Here is a 15,161-nt window from a genome sequence, read left to right on the forward strand (position 1 = left end):
GGGGATGCGCCGCACCGGGCGCGCGTGGTCGTGTTGGGGGCACGACCGAATTTCACTCCGCGGCAGTCTTGCGCCGGGATCGGCTGTCGTTCAACCCACCGGTTCCCAGAACGTACGACTGCACCAGGTGGTTCCAGTTACATGTGCGGCATACCTCTACGACGTAGACGTTGAACTCCTCGAACATGGTTGCCATCCGGTCGAGTTCCTCGGGTGCCCGCGCCGATCCGGACGCGTGCTTGAGGGCATCGCCGAAGACCCAGGAGACCAGGGTCAACGGTTCCTTCCGGCACACCGGGCAGGTCACCCCGCTCGGCTGACCATGGAATTTCGCCGCCCGCAGCAGGTACGGATCGGCGTCGCAGACCTCCATCACCCCGACCCGGCCAGCGTGGACTTGCGCGAGCAGCGCTCGGCGCTGCAACGCGTAGTCGACCACTTGCCGTTGGGTCCGCACGACCACAGGGTACGTGTCGACTACGACTCCTCCATGCGCCGTTCAGGGCAGGCCCCGCCAACGCCCCGCCACCAGCAGTGACGATGGCCACCTCTGGCACCGCTCGATCGTGTTTTTCGATATATCGGCGCGATATAATCCGGCCGGTGGCCTGCGGTGCTCGCGCGCAGCGCCGCCGCTGAAATCGGGCCGAGGAGGTGCGGATGCTCGAACTCGCCGTGCTCGGGCTCCTGCACGAGGCCCCGATGCACGGCTATGAGCTGCGGAAACGGTTGCACGACACGCTCGGCGCCTTCCGCGCACTGTCCTGCGGAACTTTGTACCCGACGTTGCGCAGGCTGCTGCGCGCCGGGTTGATCGAGGAGGAGCCCGACGCGCCCGGCTCGCGCGGGTGGGGCCGTCGAGCGCGCCGCGTGTATCGGATCACAGCCGCCGGGGAACACCGGTTCGCCGACCTGGTCGGCGACTGCGGACCGCAGTCCTGCGACGACAACGCCTTCGGCGTGCACATGCTGTTCTTCTCCCGCACCCCGGCCGAGGTCCGGCTGCGGATCCTGGAAGGACGTCGACGCCGCGTCGAGGAGCGCCGGGACGACTTGCGAAGCGCACTGGCGCGCTCCACGGACCGGTTCGACCGCTACACCCGGGAACTGCACCGGCTCCGGCTGGACCACAGCGAGCACGAGGTTCGCTGGCTGGACCAAATCATCGAACACGAACGCGCCGAGCAAGCGGCTGCGGCGCCTGGCCGATCCAACGTCGGTGGGCAAGAACTGCAAGGACACGACAGATGAGCAAGAAGGAGGGCCCTGCCATGGGCGGAGATCGTCCCGATCGAGCGGTGCGAGTGGCGATCGTCGGTGTCGGGAACTGCGCGGCTTCGCTGGTGCAGGGCGTCCAGTACTACGCCGATGCGGACCCGGACACCCGGGTACCGGGTCTGATGCACGTCCTATTCGGCGACTACCACGTGCGCGATGTGAAGTTCGTCGCGGCGTTCGACGTGGACGCCAAGAAGGTCGGGCGTGATCTGTCCGAGGCGATCGTGGCCAGCGAGAACAACACCATCAAGATCGCCGACGTGCCACCGTTGGGCGTGACGGTGCAGCGCGGTCACACCTACGACGGACTGGGGCAGTTCTACCGGGAGACCATCGAGGAGTCCGACGACCAGCCGGTGGACGTCGTGCGGGCGCTCATCGACGCCGAGGTCGACGTCCTGGTGTCGTATCTGCCGGTGGGCTCGGAGGAGGCAGACAAGTTCTACGCGCAGCGCGCGCTGGATGCCGGGGTGGCGTTCGTCAACGCGCTGCCGGTGTTCATCGCCTCCGACCCGGAGTGGGCGCAGAAGTTCACCGACGCCGGGGTGCCGATCGTCGGTGACGACATCAAGTCGCAGGTCGGCGCGACCATCACGCACCGGGTGCTGGCCAAGCTGTTCGAGGACCGCGGGGTGCACCTGGACCGCACCATGCAGCTCAACGTCGGCGGCAACATGGACTTCCTGAACATGAAGGAGCTGCGGCGGCTGGAGTCGAAGAAGACCTCCAAGACGCAGTCGGTGACCTCGCAGGTGGACCGCGATCTCGGCAGGCGCAACGTGCACATCGGGCCGTCGGACTACGTGCCGTGGCTGGATGACCGCAAGTGGGCCTACATCCGCCTGGAAGGCCGCGCGTTCGGCGACGTGCCGTTGAACCTGGAGTACAAGCTGGAGGTGTGGGACTCGCCGAACTCGGCGGGGATCATCATCGACGCGATCCGGGCGGCCAAGATCGCCAAGGACCGCGGCATCGGCGGGCCGATCCTGTCCGCTTCCTCCTACTTCATGAAATCGCCGCCCCAGCAGTACTCCGACTCGGCCGCGTACCAGGCAGTCGAGGACTTCATCGCAGGCAAGCTCGACCGCTGAACGCCGCAAGACGAAGAGGCACCCGCGTCCGCGCGGGTGCCTCTTCGTGACTGACATCACAAATAATCCTCGGGTTACGGGTCGAGACCGTGCTCCGCACTCCGACGTCCCCCTCGAACGGTGCCCCGACAGGCCTGATCACCACCGTTGGTCGGTGACATCCGCGGCTTTTTCGCGGCGCTGCGGTCATACCGTGCAGGCGAACGGAGTCGAGATGAAGTACTTGATCCTGATCTACAGCAACCCGCGGAACTGGGGTCACCCCACGTTCGCCCGGACGTCGGAGTTCTTGGCGGCGTCGCCGGACGAGCGTGCCGAGCTGACCGCGCAGTTCGAGACGCTGCTGGCGGAGATCGCCGAGTCCGGGGAGCTGGTCGAGGGCACCCCGCTGGCCGACCCGGTCAACACCAGGACCGTCCGGGTGCGCGATGGCGTTCCGGTGGTCGTGGACGGGCCGTTCGTCGAGACCAAGGAGCACTTGGCCGGGTACTTCGTGGTCGACTGCGACAGCCTGGAACGGGCGATCGGGATCGCGGCGCGCTTCCCCGACGCCCGGTTCGGGGCGGTCGAAGTCCGCCCGATCATGGAAGTGGGCCAACCAGCGGAGTGAACACCGACGGTCGCATCGAGCACCTGCTGCGCGAGCTGGCGCCGCAGGTGCTGACCGCTGTCGTGCGGCGGTACGGGAACTTCGAGACCGCCGAGGACGCGACGCAAGAGGCGTTGCTGGCTGCCGCGACGCAGTGGCCGGAAAGCGGATCGCCGGACAACCCGCGGGGCTGGCTGATCACGGTCGCGTCCCGCCGGATGACCGATCAGCTCCGCAGCGAACAGGCGAGCAAGGACCGAGCGGCCAAGGTGGCCGCGCAGACGCCCGTCGACGAGTTCCTCGCCCCATCGGCCGACACCGGGCGGTCGAGCGAGGACGACAGCCTGACCTTGCTGCTGCTGTGCTGCCATCCGAGCCTCACCGCGGCCGCCCAGATCGGGCTCACGCTGCGGGCGGTCGGCGGTCTGACCACTGCGGAGATCGCGCGGGCGTTCCTGGTGCCCGAGTCGACCATGGCCCAGCGCATCAGCCGCGCCAAGCAGCGCATCAGAGCTGCCGGTGCCCGGTTCGACCTGCCGCCCGAGCCGGAACGGGCGGATCGCCTGCGGGTCGTCCTGCACGTGCTGTACCTGATCTTCAACGAGGGCTACACCGCCACCTCCGGCTCCGACCTGTACCGCAGCGAACTGACCGCGGAGGCGATTCGGCTGACCAGGCTCGTTCGAGCGCAGGTGCCCGAGGACGGTGAGGTCGCCGGGCTCCTCGCGCTGATGCTCCTCATCGACGCCCGGCGCGCGGCGCGCACCGGGCCCGACGGCAGCCTCATCCCGCTCGCCGAACAGGACCGCGGCAGGTGGCACCGGGAGTCCATCGACGAAGGCGTAGCTCTGATCAGCGACGCCCTGGCCCGCTTCCCGCTCGGCCCCTACCAGGTCCAGGCGGCCATCGCCGCGGTGCACGCGGAAGCGGCGCGCGCCGAAGACACCGACTGGCCGCAGATCCTCGCGCTGTACGGGCTGCTCGAAGACCTGGCACCCAGCCCGGTCGTCACCCTCAACCGCGCCGTCGCAGCCGCGATGGTGCACGGCCCGCAGGCCGGACTGGAGCTGCTCGACCTGCTCGACACCGACGACCGCCTGTCCGAGCACCACCGGCTGCACGCGGTGCGGGCGCACCTGCTGGAGATGGCGGGCGACCGCGAAGCGGCTCGGTCGGCCTACCGAACAGCGGCACGCCTGACCAGCAGCATCCCGGAGCAGCACTACCTCCAGGACCGCGCAGCTCGACTGGACTAGGAACTGCTTCAGGGGCGCGATCGTCCACCGGAAAAACGGCGGCTGGACGGGAAACCCGTCTAGTGCTGGAGTTGTTGCTCTGCGCGGGCGAGAACGGAATGCACCGAGGCTTGGCCGTCGGTGGTGACCCAGGAGACCCGCAGTCCGGGACGAACGCGCTTGCGGCCGATGCGCACCGGCCAGCCCGCCACTCCGCGCGCCTGCTCGGCGATCTCCTCGCCGGTGCCGCTGGGGTGCTCGGCGACCACCGCGAACTCGTCGCCGCCGTAGCGGGCCACGGTGTGCTCGTCGCTGAGCCCTTCCCGCAGCCGACTGGCCAGCGTGGTCAGCAGATCGTCGCCGCGCTCGAAGCCGTGCTCGGTGTTGAACTCGGCGAGCCGCTGCACGTCGACGAGCACCAGGGTGGACAGCGTGCCGCGGCTGCGGGCGCGCACCAGGGACTGTTCGAGCCGGTCCAGCAGGAGGACGCGGCCGGGCAGTCCGGTCAGCGGGTCGAGCAGGCCGCGGCTGTGCGGGACGTCGGTGTGCACCGACTGCAGCAGGATCAGCACCCGGCTGCGGCCCTGCACCTGCACCGGGTGGTAGTCCGCCCAGATGCGGCTGCGCGGTTGCCCGCAGCGGACGATCACCATCGGCATGGACAGCGGCGAACCAGCCCGCAGCACCTGACCGGCCAGCTCGGCCCAGTCCGGCATCGCGGCGCCGGTGTCGTCGCGCACCTGCCAACCGGTGGGCCGGGCACCGGTGAGCAGATCGGCCTTGGCCAACTGCATCAACTCGGCGGCGACGTCGTTGGTGGCCAGCACCTGACCGCGTTCGTCGGTCAACAGCACGCCCACGGTCAACCCGCTGATGAGGTCGTCCCAGACCGGCGTCAGCTGAGTCGGTCCGGTCACCTCCAGGACACTCATTTGGCCCCCTCCCCTCCCACCAAACGGAGCAGTCCGTTCGAGCCTCCCCTCCAGGCAGGCCCGAATTCAAGGGTCCTGCGACCACCCGTAACGGTGGTATTCACGCAGCGCACATAACGGTGTGTCAGGTGCTCATGAGGGGCGTGCGCGCCGTCACCTCTCCGGGGCGCGACTTGGTGGTTCGAGGAGGTGAAACCTCGCCCAGTGGCTCAGGTCGCGAAACCGACCTGTTGCGGTCCCGCGCGGGGATCGGATCTCTACTCTGGTCGGGGTGCTGCAGGCGAGAGGATGGGGCATGCCGGTGCACGGAACCGCGGGTCGACTGCTGCTGCGCGAGCGGCTTCGCGAACACCGATCGTTGTTGGCGGTCATCGGCATCGCGGAACTGATCGCGGTGCTGGTGGTCTCCACCGTCAACACGCACGACCACATCGACGGCGAGGTGTACCGGCTCGGGGCGCAGGCGCTGCTGGCGGGCCGCGATCTGTACCACAACCTCCCGGCCACCGAGTCCGGGCTGCTGTTGCCGTTCATCTACCCGCCGTTCGCGGCGATCCTGTTCGCGCCGCTGGCGCTGATCCCGAAGGTCGGCTCGACCGCGGTGATCATGCTGGTCAGCCACGTCGCGCTGTTGATCACCTTGTACGTGGTGCTCAAGGCGTCGAACTTCCTGCACGCGCACCGGGACAAGGTGCTGCTGGTGGCCGCCGCGGTGCTGCCGCTGGCCACGATCAGCGAACCGGTGTTGGAGACGATCACCTACGCGCAGATCAACATCGTGCTGATGGCGCTGGTCGCGGTGGACTGCCTGTGGCGCACGGACGGCACGAAGAAACTGCCGTATCCGCGCGGGTTGCTGATCGGCGTGGCCGCCGGGATCAAGCTCACACCGCTGGTGTTCCTGCTGTTGCCGCTGCTGCGCCGGGACGTCCGGACGATCGTGACCGCACTACTCACTTTCCTGGGCACCGCGCTGCTGGGCTTCGCGGTGACCTTCGACAACGCCCGGCGGTTCTGGCTGCAGGAAATGCTGGCCAGCAGCAACGTGTCGTTCGGTCCCCAGTTCACCGGCGACGCGTCGACCTACGCGGGCAACCAGTCGCTGCGTTCGATGCTGAGCAAGATGTCGATGCCGAGCCTGACCGCGGTGTTCGCCGTGCTGGCGGTGCTCGTGCTGGTGTTGGCGGTGCTGGGCATGGTGCATGCGATCCGGCAGCGGGATCTGCCGACCGCGATGACGATCAACGCGGTCCTCGGGCTGCTGGTGTCGCCGATCTCCTGGTCGCACCACTGGGTTTGGGCCATTCCCGGCTTGGTGCTGCTGCTCGGCGCGGCGTATGTCCGGCGGAACTGGCCGCTGCTGCTGGCGACCGCGCTGGTCGCCGGGTTCTTCATGATGGGACCGCACTGGAAGATGCCGCAGGGCGATGGTCTGGAGCTGCGCTGGAACATCTTCGAGCAGCTGATCGGCAACGCCTACGTCTACTTCGGACTGGCGTACCTGCTCTACAACGCGGTCCGCTGGTGGCAAGCCCGCCGAAGTGCGGCGAAACCGACCGCGGACGGCGACCCGACCCCAGAAGCCCCGCTCACCGCCCCGGTCCCGTAACTAAGGGTGCGGGGTTGGTTTGCGTGCCGGTGCCGGTGGGGGAACCTCAGAGGCTTTCTCGACTCCGGGATCCCCGACTTATGTATGCCCAATACACGGCGTCGAGGCTGTCCTCCCGAGAAAACCGCTGAGAACCCGCGGCCGTGCCAGCTGCGAGCGTGGGAGGAATCGGCTACCGCCGCTTGCCTGACGACCGCCCCCGTCACGCCCAAACCGCGGGACTTCGAAGGCTCGTGGAAATGAAAAACCGGGGCGGGAGGTCTGCTCCGCGCCCCGGTTTCGGCTTCGGGTGATCAGATCCGGTCGAGGACGATCGTGTCCGCGTTCTCCAGGCTCCGCAGCACGCCGTCCGGGGTCACGCCCGGCGTGGGCAGCGTCTCGCCCTGCACCGCCGTGAAGTCCGGGATGCCGCCACCGAGCAGCGGTAGGCCCCCGGCGCGCGACGTGGGAGCCGACTGGAACGGGTTCTGGGCGACCGCTCGCGCCGACGGCAGCGTGTCCAGCACCGTGACCGCGATGTCGGAACTCAGCGGTTCATCGGTGAACGCCGGGTTTCCGCCGCGCCCCTCGGCGCCCCCCAGTGCCGCGGTGATCCGGCTGACCGTTGGCACCGAGGTCTGTCCGCCGCCCAGCGCGTTCAGCTCGCCCAGCACGGGCAGCGGAGCCGCCACACCGGGGGTTTCGCTGCGCTGCACGGTGCCCGGCGTCTTGGACAGGTCGATCAGCGCGAGTCCGCCGAGGTCCGGGATCTCGTTGACCTTCGCCTGGTACTCGCCCGGAACGTGCAGCGGCACGAAGTCCGGACGTGGCGTCGGCTCGGCGGCGAACACGGACAGCACACCGGTGAGCACCTCGTGCGGCACGGTGTGCAGCTTGCTGTGCAGGCTGGGCAGCTCCGCGGAGGTCAGGTCCACCTGCTCCGGCGCCACCAGTCCGGGGCGTTCCGCCACCAGTCCGGGGCGCTCGTCCTGGGTGCGCGACAGCGCGTCTTCCCACAGTTCGACGATCCCGTTGGCCGGTCCGAAGCCGTCGAAGTACACCAGGTCGTCGTGCGGGATCACCAGGTCTGCAGGGACATCCAGGACCGCACGCTCTCGAAAGGCACCCCCGTCCAGGGTGTTGGCACCTCCTTGGATCACCTCGCCGATGGGACCGGCCCAGCTCAGCGAGCGGTGGAAGCCCTCGGCCGGGGTGACCGGGCGGTTCCCGTCGAACGGCGGCAGTCCGGACGCGGCGTCGAACGGCCGGGCCGCGGCCGGGTCGGCGACCCAACCGGCCAGGTGCAGCGGTTCGGTCGGCGCGTGCCAGAACGCCTCGTCCAGCACCGGGATTTCCTGGGTCTGCTCGTTCTCGACGGCGGGCAGCAGGTCGTGCGCCGGGATGAGGGTGCCGGTCAGCGCCGTCACCGGGTGGCTGGTTCGGGTCTCGACCACCGGTGCGTTGTACTGCGTTCCGGCACTCTCGGGGAACAGCTCACCCGCGAAGCACCGATCGGCAGGCACCGCATCGTCTCCGAGCTCGTCGAGTACGGGGGGAAACACCGACTCGCCCAGCGGGGGGGTCGGGCGCTCCGGGCAGGTCTGGCTGGCGGATGCGACCCCCGTGCCGACGGCCAACATGCCACCAGTGACCAGCGCGGCTTGCACACCGCGCTTCGCCCAAGTCTGCATGGATCTCTCCTTCACAAGGCTTCCCCGCTGGGGGGAGAAAAATCAACTGTGGGCGCCACACCGTCATCGGAACTTGATCAATCACGACGGCGGGCTTTTCGGGAAGTGCGATCGGGGTTGCGCATGCGGCGGGATTTCCGGCGCGCGGCAACGCGATTCGTTGCCGGTGCCGCACCGCGGCGGAATCAGTCCGGGGTGGTGCCGGGCTGCGGCTCGGGCAGGCCGAGCAGCGCGCGGGCGATGTCGCAGGCCGGAGCACCGGCCAGGACGGGTACTCCGTCCGGCTCGACCGGGTACCAGCCGAGCGCGGAGTTGTTGTGCTGCTGCCCGTCGCCGGTTCCGCCGCAGCCGGGCGAACCGGGCGGCGCGGGCAGGTGGAACGGCGTTGAGCGGGCCGGAAGTCCAGGGGATTCGGCGGGTCTCGGCGCACGCCCCCAGGAGACCGACTCGGATTGATCGTCGGAGAAGTGCGGCTCGATCAGCTGCGACACCACCGGCACGGTGAACGGCGCGCTCGGCATCGGCGCCTGCAACGCGGGCGGCATGGTCGCGGGCCGCACACCCGTTTCCCCGGCCAGCAGCGGTTGCCCCAGCTCTTCCAGTCCACTGTCGACAGACGCGGACAACGTGCTGGCCTGACTGCCGGTCACCGACAGCGCGTTGTCCGCGACGTGCCGGACCTCGGCGGTGGAGTCCCGCAGCACTCCGGTCATCGGGCGCGCCGCGTCCAGCAGTTGCCCCGCCGGACCGGACCGGACCAGCGCGACCGGATCCAGGCGGCGCAGCGAGAACTCCGCCGGATCGGTCCGGTCGGTGGTCTGCTCGTCCGCGTGCGGTTGGGCGGCCGAGTCGTCTGACGCATCAGCGGCCGAGGGCAGGTCCGCGGCGCTGGCCGGTCCTGCGGTGCCGATCAGCCAAGCCGCGGAGGTTCCGGCGACCGTCGCGCCAGCCACCACGAGGGCACGGGTCAGCAGCCGCCACTGTCGGGCGGCTCCCGTCCTGCGTTCGTGGCGGGACATCTCGGTGCCAGAACCTCCTCGGCTTCGGGCGACTCCCCACTGGAGCTCGTCCTCCTCGCGGACGCAGACTCTTTCAAAACAACCGCCACTTGCGTAAGCACAGCGCGACACCTTCGCTACATCGTGTTACTGGTGATCCAGTTCGATAGCGCCCGGTGGTCATTTCGCCCCTGTTCTCGCGGTCGGCGCTACGGTGGCAGGGTGAACGACTTCAAGATCGCCACGCGGGATGACGTGGCCACGTCGATCCCGCGCGTACTGCGGGTTTCGGCAGCGTTGAGCTGGCGAGCGCTGGTGATCCTCGGCGCGCTGTACGTGCTCGGGTTGATCGTCGGCCGGATCTACGTGGTCGTGATCCCGGTGGCCATCGCGCTGCTGCTGGCCGCACTGCTGGCGCCGGTCGTGTCGGCGTTGGCGCGGCGCCGCGTGCCGCGCGCACTGGCCACCGCCCTGGTGCTCATCGGTGGGCTGGCGGTGGTCGGCGGTGTCCTCACCTTCGTCATCAACGCCTTCATCCAGGGTTTCCCGGACCTGCAGCGCCAGGTCATCGCCAGCCTCAACCAGCTCAGGGACTGGTTGGCGTCGGGTCCGCTGCACATCAACGAGCAGCAGATCAACCAGTACCTGTCGCAGGCCCAGGAATGGTTGGCCGCCAACCAGGCCGCGCTCACCAGCGGCGCGCTGTCCACCGCGACCACCTTCGGCAACTTCCTGACCGGACTGGTGCTGGCGCTGTTCACGCTGATCTACTTCCTGTACGACGGCCGCCGGGTGTGGCTGTTCGTGATCCGGCTGGTGCCCCAGGCGGCTCGCCACCGGGTCGACGTGGCGGGCTGCCGGGGCTTCGACTCGCTGGTCGGCTTCGTGCGGGCGACCGCGCTCGTCGCGGTGGTCGACGCCCTCGGCATCGGGCTAGGACTGATGTTCCTGGGTGTTCCGCTGGCGATTCCGCTGGCCGCGCTGGTGTTCCTGGGCGGCTTCGTGCCGATCGTCGGCGCGGTGGCCTCCGGCGCGGTCGCGGTGCTGGTCGCGCTGGTGACCAAGGGCCCGATCATCGCGCTGGTCGTGGTCGGCATCGTGCTCGCTGTGCAGCAGTTGGAAGGCAATGTGCTGCAACCGCTGATCCTGGGGCGGGCCGTGCGGATCCACGCGCTGGGTGTGGTGCTGGCGATCAGCATCGGGTTGGTGATCTCCGGGATCGTCGGTGCGCTCCTGGCGGTGCCGCTGGTCGCGGTCCTGAACTCCGCGATCCGATCCCTGACCGCGCCGGAGGAAGAACTCGAAGTCCCGGCACCGACCGACCGCGAAGCGGCCGAACCCCCAACCGAGGAAGCCGAAACACCACCCGACGAAAAGCCGAACGGAGCCCCAGCCGACTCACCCAGCAACTCGGAAGTGTGAGCGGTCGAGTTCCGACCGGCCGGTCGCGGCCCGGCGGTCAGGAAGCCAGCGTGACGGCGTTGCGTCCGGCGGACTTGGCCGCGAGCAGGGCCGCGTCGGCCGCGACCAGGAGGTCGGTCAGGTCGTAGCCGAAGCGGAACGTCGTGGCCACGCCGATGCTGACGGTCAGGTCCTTGAGCTCGCGGTGCTCGCCGTGGGTGTCGCGTGTTGGCACGGACAGCGCGGCCGTCGATCGCCGGATGCGGTCCGCCACCGTGCACGCGACTTCGGCTTCCGTGCCGGGCAGCAGCACGACGAACTCCTCGCCGCCGAAGCGACCGACCACGTCGTCCCGTCGCACGCTGCTGCGCAGCATCATCGCGACCGCGGCCAGCACGGTGTCACCCGCCAGGTGCCCGATCTCGTCGTTGACCCGTTTGAAGTGGTCCAGGTCCAGCAGCAGCAGCGAAACCGGTTGGGCACGGGACTGCGCCCGGTCGAGTTCGCTGCGCGCCAGCCGTTCCCAGTGCGCCGCGTTGGCCAGCCCCGTCTTGCCGTCCCGCTGCGCAGACCGCCGCCACTGCGGGAGTTGGCTGGCGAGGTCCAGCAGCACCAGCGGCGGACCGGCCAGCAGCGCGCTGCTGGGCTCGCTGCTCACCGCGACCGCCAGCAGCCCGCCCAGGCTCGCCGCGACGATGCCCAGCAGCACGTCGATCGGCTCGCCCAGCACGTCCTGCCGGGCCGCGTCGGGGTTGCGCAACCGGATGCCGAACGCGACCAGGCAGGCCCGCACCAGCAGCAGCACAGCACCGGCCAGGACGAACAGCACCGGACCCCAGCGGGGTTCCTCCCAACCGATGACGGATCGGGCCGACAGCGTCGCGATCGTGGTCGCCGCGGTGGTGAACAGCCAGCGGTGCAGTGCCGGGCGGCCGTCCAGCACGCCGTGCAGGCTCGGTCCGAGCAGCAGCAGCACCAGCAGGTTCGGCGGCAGGGTGAGGATTCCGGCGGCCAGGTAAGCGATGTGCATCGTCCACGGATTGCGCCTGATCTGCCGTCGGACGTTGATGGACACCGACGTGATCACGATGACCGTCCCGGCGGTCACCGCCAACATCGCGAACGTCACCAGTTCGTGCGAAAGCGGCGACCGGCTGGTCAGGAGGACCAGCACCACCAGCGCGAGGGCGACCGCTTGGACCACGAGCACGTAGGCGATCGCCGCTGGCCGAAGCCGCCACAGCAACCACCCGCCCACCAAGCTGATCACCTCCCCGAACGAGCCTCGCACAGCGTGCCGCAACGGCGCAGCGCGCGGCGCGGGCGGTTCCGTCCGATGCTGGTCGTGATCACAAACACGCAGAGTGCTCGATCCGGCGGTCTCTGCCAAGCCCCGATGTACGGCAGGATGGTCCGCTGGGAAGGAGCGAAAGTGGGCAGTACGCAAACGTCGCCGGTGCAACCTCATCAGGTGACCGATGGCCGCTCGCCGTTGTGGCGCGGGCACAACGTGTTTCGCATGGTGACGTTCCTGTGGGCCTGCTTCTGGGTGGTCCTCCAGTTCCACGACTACCGGCGGCCGTGGTTGGCGCTGGTGGTCATCGTCCTGATGGGCCTGTGGACGGTGTTCACCGTTTGGCGCTACTGGACTCGGGCGGGCCGGACGAACCGCATGGTCCTGCTGGACTGCGTCGTGGTGTCCGTGCTGTTCCTCAGCAACGAGTTCATCCTTTCCGACGCCCAGATGTTGAACAACTACCCGTCGGTGGTGACGGTTTGGCACCCCACGATGGTCACCGCCGCCGCTTCCCAGTGGGGCATGTTCGGCGGGCTGTCGACCGGGATCATCGCCGCCGCCAGCAACTACCTGATCCGCGGCTACAGCGATCCGGCGATGTCGCTGGACACCCTGCTGCTGGTCGGGACCGGTCTGGTGCTCGGGCTGGCCTCGGACACCGCGCGCAAGTCCACCGAGCGGCTGGCCCGCGCGCTGCGCGCGGAGGCCGCGACCGCGGAGCGGGAACGGCTGGCGCGCTCCATCCACGACAGCGTGCTCCAGGTGCTCGCGCGGGTGCGCCGACGCGGCGCGGAGCTCGGCGGCGAGGCCGCTGAGCTGGCGAAACTGGCGGGAGAGCAGGAGATCGCGCTGCGCGCGCTGGTCGCGACAACGGCCCAAGAGACCACATTGGACGGTGAGACCGACCTCGCCGCGCGGTTGCAGGTACTGCGCACCGGCCGGATCCACGTGTCGATTCCGGGCAATCCGGTGCGCCTGCCGGAGCCGTTGAGCACCGATCTGTTCGCGGTCGTGCAGGAAGCGCTGGCGAACTTCGACAAGCACGCCGGGTCGGACGCCCAGGCATGGGTGCTGCTGGAAGAGCTGCCGGAGGAAGTCGTGCTGACCGCGCGCGACGACGGTCCGGGCATCCCCGATGGTCGGCTCGCCGAGGCGGCCGCCGAGGGTCGGCTCGGGGTGGCCAAGTCGATTCGGGGCCGGGTGAAGAGCATGGGTGGCACGATCACCCTGGACACCGCTCCCGGCGAGGGAACCGAATGGGAGATCCGGGTGCCCCGACCCGGCCCGACCAAGCGTCGCAGAGGAGGAAAGCGATGAACGAGCCGCCCGTCACCGTGATGGTCGTCGATGACCACCCGATGTGGCGTGACGGGGTCGCCCGCGATCTGACCGAGCGCGGCTTCGAAGTGCGGGCCACCGCGAGCGACGCCGCGTCGGCGCTGCGCATCGCGCGGACCGTGACCCCCGACGTGGTGCTGATGGACATCAACCTGGGCGACACCTCCGGCGTCAACGCCACCCTGCAGATCACCCAGGAGATCCCCGGCACGCGGGTGCTGGTGCTGTCCGCCAGCGGCGAGCACAGCGACGTGCTGGAGGCGGTCAAGGCCGGTGCTTCCGGATACCTGGTCAAGTCGGCGTCGGTCGAGGAGCTGATGGACGCGGTGCAGCGCACCGCCGCCGGAGACGCGGTGTTCACCGCCGGGCTGGCCGGGCTGGTGCTCGGCGAGTACCGGCGGATGGCGATCACCCCGGACTCGGAGTCGCAGGCGCCGCAGCTGACCGACCGGGAGACCGAGGTGCTGCGGCTGGTCGCCAAGGGGATGACCGCCCGGCAGATCGCCAAGAAGCTGGTGATCTCGCACCGCACGGTCGAAAACCACGTGCAGTCGACGCTGCGCAAGTTGCAGCTGCACAACCGGGTCGAGCTGGCCCGCTACGCCATCGAGCACGGCCTGGACCAAGAAGAGGGCGAGCCCTCCGAGTCGTAGAGCCTGTCTCCGAACTCGTTTTGCGAGGCGGTGCGGCTGACGGCCACCTGCGGTCACCAAGCCGCCGTTTGCGCTCTGCGATGCCGGTGAGCCCGATCGGGTTCGCGGGCCTTCTTCGTCGGGTGACCCGTGATCTGTTCGGAATTTTCCAGGTTCACCCGATCCACTGACAAAAGCTCTTGTCCGCACGAGGTTTTCGCTGCTCAGGCAGGACAACACGGACCGTGACCGGAAGTCATCGAAAAGGGTTCGCGGAGCCGCGTGACGCCTTGGTGACGGGTCGGTGACGGGCCCTTTGGCGTACTCGTTGCCAGCGGCGAAAAGGCCGCGGTCGAAATTCCGATTACGCGAACAGGAGCATGATCATGGAGTTTTCGCACGAATACGCTGAGATGCTGCCCGAGCGCGAAGCTCTCAACTGGTGGGGTGGCTTCGGTGGCTTTGGCAGCGACATCGCGGCCGTGAACGCGTCGAACACCGCGGTGGCCCTCGGTGGCGGCCCGTTCAGCACCACGACCGCCGTGGCTCTGCAGAACATCAACGTCAACCAGGGTTGGTGACGGAGCATGGTCATGGAGGTTTCGTACGAGGTCGCTGAGATGCTGCCCGAGCGCGAAGCCCTCAGCGGCTTTGGCTTTGGCTTCGGCAACGACATCGCGGCCGTGAACGCGTCGAACACCGCTGTGGCTCTTGGTGGCGGCCCGTTCACCAACACGACCGCCGCTGCTGTCCAGAACATCTGCGTCAGCCAGTTCTGAGCGGTCTGCAGTTAACACTCCCGGCCGCCCGTCACAGCTGCGCGTGATGGGCGGCCGGCTTCACCCTCCAGGAGATGGAACATGCACACTCTCGATCTTTCGAGTGAGTCTGCGGAACTGCTTCCGCAGCGCGAAGCCCTCGGCGGCTGGGGTGGCGGCCTGATCGGCGACATCAACACCGTCACCGCCGTCAACCTGGCGATCGCGGTCAACGTAGGTGGCTTCGGCAGCGACGCCACGGCCGTCGCCAACCAATGGGTCGGGGCCAACCAATTCTGATGGGTCCCGTCTGGCCGGGGGCGAAGCCTTCGC

General features: G+C 68.8%; 16 protein-coding genes. 11 read left to right on the forward strand and 5 right to left on the reverse strand.

What is annotated here, in order from left to right; all coding sequences use genetic code 11:
• Positions 1-52: 52 nt before the first annotated feature.
• The gene (locus MOQ72_RS16065) at positions 53-457 is read right to left on the reverse strand and encodes a DUF5318 domain-containing protein (protein WP_242184364.1); all 405 of its coding nucleotides are present in this window, start codon (positions 455-457) and stop codon (positions 53-55) included.
• Positions 458-660: 203 nt separating this feature from the next.
• Here MOQ72_RS16065 and MOQ72_RS16070 point away from each other — a divergent pair, with 203 nt between their 5' ends.
• The 4 genes from MOQ72_RS16070 (at position 661) to MOQ72_RS16085 (ending at position 4,214) form a co-directional block, all read left to right on the forward strand.
• Positions 661-1,251 (forward strand): PadR family transcriptional regulator, encoded by a 591-nt coding sequence (locus tag MOQ72_RS16070; RefSeq protein ID WP_242184365.1) that lies wholly within the window; start codon positions 661-663, stop codon positions 1,249-1,251.
• A complete protein-coding gene (locus MOQ72_RS16075; protein WP_242184366.1) occupies positions 1,248-2,369 on the forward strand; it encodes an inositol-3-phosphate synthase in 1,122 nt (373 codons plus the stop codon). Before MOQ72_RS16070 ends, MOQ72_RS16075 begins: the two co-directional genes overlap by 4 nt.
• Before the next feature lie 214 nt (positions 2,370-2,583).
• Positions 2,584-2,979, forward strand: a complete 396-nt coding sequence (locus tag MOQ72_RS16080; protein WP_242184367.1) for a YciI family protein — start codon at positions 2,584-2,586, stop codon at positions 2,977-2,979.
• A complete protein-coding gene (locus MOQ72_RS16085) occupies positions 2,976-4,214 on the forward strand; it encodes an RNA polymerase sigma factor (RefSeq protein WP_242184368.1) in 1,239 nt (412 codons plus the stop codon). The genes MOQ72_RS16080 and MOQ72_RS16085 overlap by 4 nt, the downstream gene beginning before the upstream one ends.
• Before the next feature lie 59 nt (positions 4,215-4,273).
• On the opposite strand, the gene MOQ72_RS16090 is transcribed toward MOQ72_RS16085, so the two are convergent.
• Positions 4,274-5,125: a GGDEF domain-containing protein gene (locus MOQ72_RS16090; protein ID WP_242184369.1), complete on the reverse strand. Its 852-nt coding sequence runs from the start codon at positions 5,123-5,125 to the stop codon at positions 4,274-4,276.
• 295 nt (positions 5,126-5,420) lie between these two features.
• Here MOQ72_RS16090 and MOQ72_RS16095 point away from each other — a divergent pair, with 295 nt between their 5' ends.
• Positions 5,421-6,734 carry a glycosyltransferase 87 family protein gene (locus MOQ72_RS16095; RefSeq protein WP_242184370.1) on the forward strand — a complete coding sequence of 438 codons (1,314 nt, stop codon included), beginning with the start codon at positions 5,421-5,423 and terminating at the stop codon, positions 6,732-6,734.
• A 293-nt stretch (positions 6,735-7,027) separates the two neighbouring features.
• Here the strand turns inward: MOQ72_RS16095 and MOQ72_RS16100 are convergent, their stop codons facing one another.
• Complete coding sequence (locus tag MOQ72_RS16100) at positions 7,028-8,404, reverse strand: hypothetical protein (RefSeq protein ID WP_242184372.1); 1,377 nt, start codon at positions 8,402-8,404, stop codon at positions 7,028-7,030.
• Positions 8,405-8,589: 185 nt separating this feature from the next.
• Positions 8,590-9,423, reverse strand: a complete 834-nt coding sequence (locus tag MOQ72_RS16105; protein WP_242184373.1) for a hypothetical protein — start codon at positions 9,421-9,423, stop codon at positions 8,590-8,592.
• A 201-nt stretch (positions 9,424-9,624) separates the two neighbouring features.
• Between MOQ72_RS16105 and MOQ72_RS16110 the strand changes: the two genes are divergently transcribed.
• Entirely contained in the window at positions 9,625-10,824 is a 1,200-nt protein-coding gene (locus tag MOQ72_RS16110) for an AI-2E family transporter (RefSeq protein ID WP_242184375.1), read from the forward strand.
• Between the two features lie 37 nt (positions 10,825-10,861).
• Here the strand turns inward: MOQ72_RS16110 and MOQ72_RS16115 are convergent, their stop codons facing one another.
• Positions 10,862-12,073, reverse strand: a complete 1,212-nt coding sequence (locus MOQ72_RS16115; protein WP_242184377.1) for a diguanylate cyclase — start codon at positions 12,071-12,073, stop codon at positions 10,862-10,864.
• Between the two features lie 201 nt (positions 12,074-12,274).
• Between MOQ72_RS16115 and macS the strand changes: the two genes are divergently transcribed.
• The 5 genes from macS to MOQ72_RS16140 all read left to right on the forward strand — a co-directional run bounded on the left by macS (position 12,275) and on the right by MOQ72_RS16140 (position 15,128).
• Positions 12,275-13,417, forward strand: a complete 1,143-nt coding sequence (gene macS, locus MOQ72_RS16120; RefSeq protein ID WP_308197887.1) for a MacS family sensor histidine kinase — start codon at positions 12,275-12,277, stop codon at positions 13,415-13,417.
• On the forward strand, positions 13,414-14,091 hold the full coding sequence (locus MOQ72_RS16125) for a response regulator (protein ID WP_242184379.1): 678 nt from the start codon (positions 13,414-13,416) through the stop codon (positions 14,089-14,091). Before macS ends, MOQ72_RS16125 begins: the two co-directional genes overlap by 4 nt.
• Before the next feature lie 365 nt (positions 14,092-14,456).
• Positions 14,457-14,651, forward strand: coding sequence for a hypothetical protein (locus MOQ72_RS16130; RefSeq protein WP_242184381.1), 195 nt, complete (start codon positions 14,457-14,459; stop codon positions 14,649-14,651).
• Between the two features lie 6 nt (positions 14,652-14,657).
• On the forward strand, positions 14,658-14,849 hold the full coding sequence (locus MOQ72_RS16135; RefSeq protein WP_242184382.1) for a hypothetical protein: 192 nt from the start codon (positions 14,658-14,660) through the stop codon (positions 14,847-14,849).
• Between the two features lie 81 nt (positions 14,850-14,930).
• Positions 14,931-15,128, forward strand: a complete 198-nt coding sequence (locus tag MOQ72_RS16140; RefSeq protein ID WP_242184383.1) for a hypothetical protein — start codon at positions 14,931-14,933, stop codon at positions 15,126-15,128.
• Positions 15,129-15,161: the final 33 nt, after the last annotated feature.

The sequence above is a fragment of the Saccharopolyspora soli genome (assembly GCF_022678645.1).
GTDB lineage: Bacteria > Actinomycetota > Actinomycetes > Mycobacteriales > Pseudonocardiaceae > Saccharopolyspora > Saccharopolyspora soli.

Excerpts from the sequence above, each read along its gene's own strand:
- MOQ72_RS16125 (WP_242184379.1), top strand. The coding sequence starts at position 13,414 with ATGAACGAGCCGCCCGTCACCGTGATGGTCGTCGATGACCACCCGATG.
- MOQ72_RS16140 (WP_242184383.1), top strand. The coding sequence starts at position 14,931 with ATGCACACTCTCGATCTTTCGAGTGAGTCTGCGGAACTGCTTCCGCAG.
- MOQ72_RS16090 (WP_242184369.1), bottom strand. The coding sequence starts at position 5,125 with ATGAGTGTCCTGGAGGTGACCGGACCGACTCAGCTGACGCCGGTCTGG.
- MOQ72_RS16130 (WP_242184381.1), top strand. The coding sequence starts at position 14,457 with ATGGAGTTTTCGCACGAATACGCTGAGATGCTGCCCGAGCGCGAAGCT.
- MOQ72_RS16095 (WP_242184370.1), top strand. The coding sequence starts at position 5,421 with ATGCCGGTGCACGGAACCGCGGGTCGACTGCTGCTGCGCGAGCGGCTT.
- MOQ72_RS16070 (WP_242184365.1), top strand. The coding sequence starts at position 661 with ATGCTCGAACTCGCCGTGCTCGGGCTCCTGCACGAGGCCCCGATGCAC.
- MOQ72_RS16080 (WP_242184367.1), top strand. The coding sequence starts at position 2,584 with ATGAAGTACTTGATCCTGATCTACAGCAACCCGCGGAACTGGGGTCAC.
- MOQ72_RS16100 (WP_242184372.1), bottom strand. The coding sequence starts at position 8,404 with ATGCAGACTTGGGCGAAGCGCGGTGTGCAAGCCGCGCTGGTCACTGGT.
- MOQ72_RS16135 (WP_242184382.1), top strand. The coding sequence starts at position 14,658 with ATGGTCATGGAGGTTTCGTACGAGGTCGCTGAGATGCTGCCCGAGCGC.
- MOQ72_RS16105 (WP_242184373.1), bottom strand. The coding sequence starts at position 9,423 with ATGTCCCGCCACGAACGCAGGACGGGAGCCGCCCGACAGTGGCGGCTG.
- MOQ72_RS16075 (WP_242184366.1), top strand. The coding sequence starts at position 1,248 with ATGAGCAAGAAGGAGGGCCCTGCCATGGGCGGAGATCGTCCCGATCGA.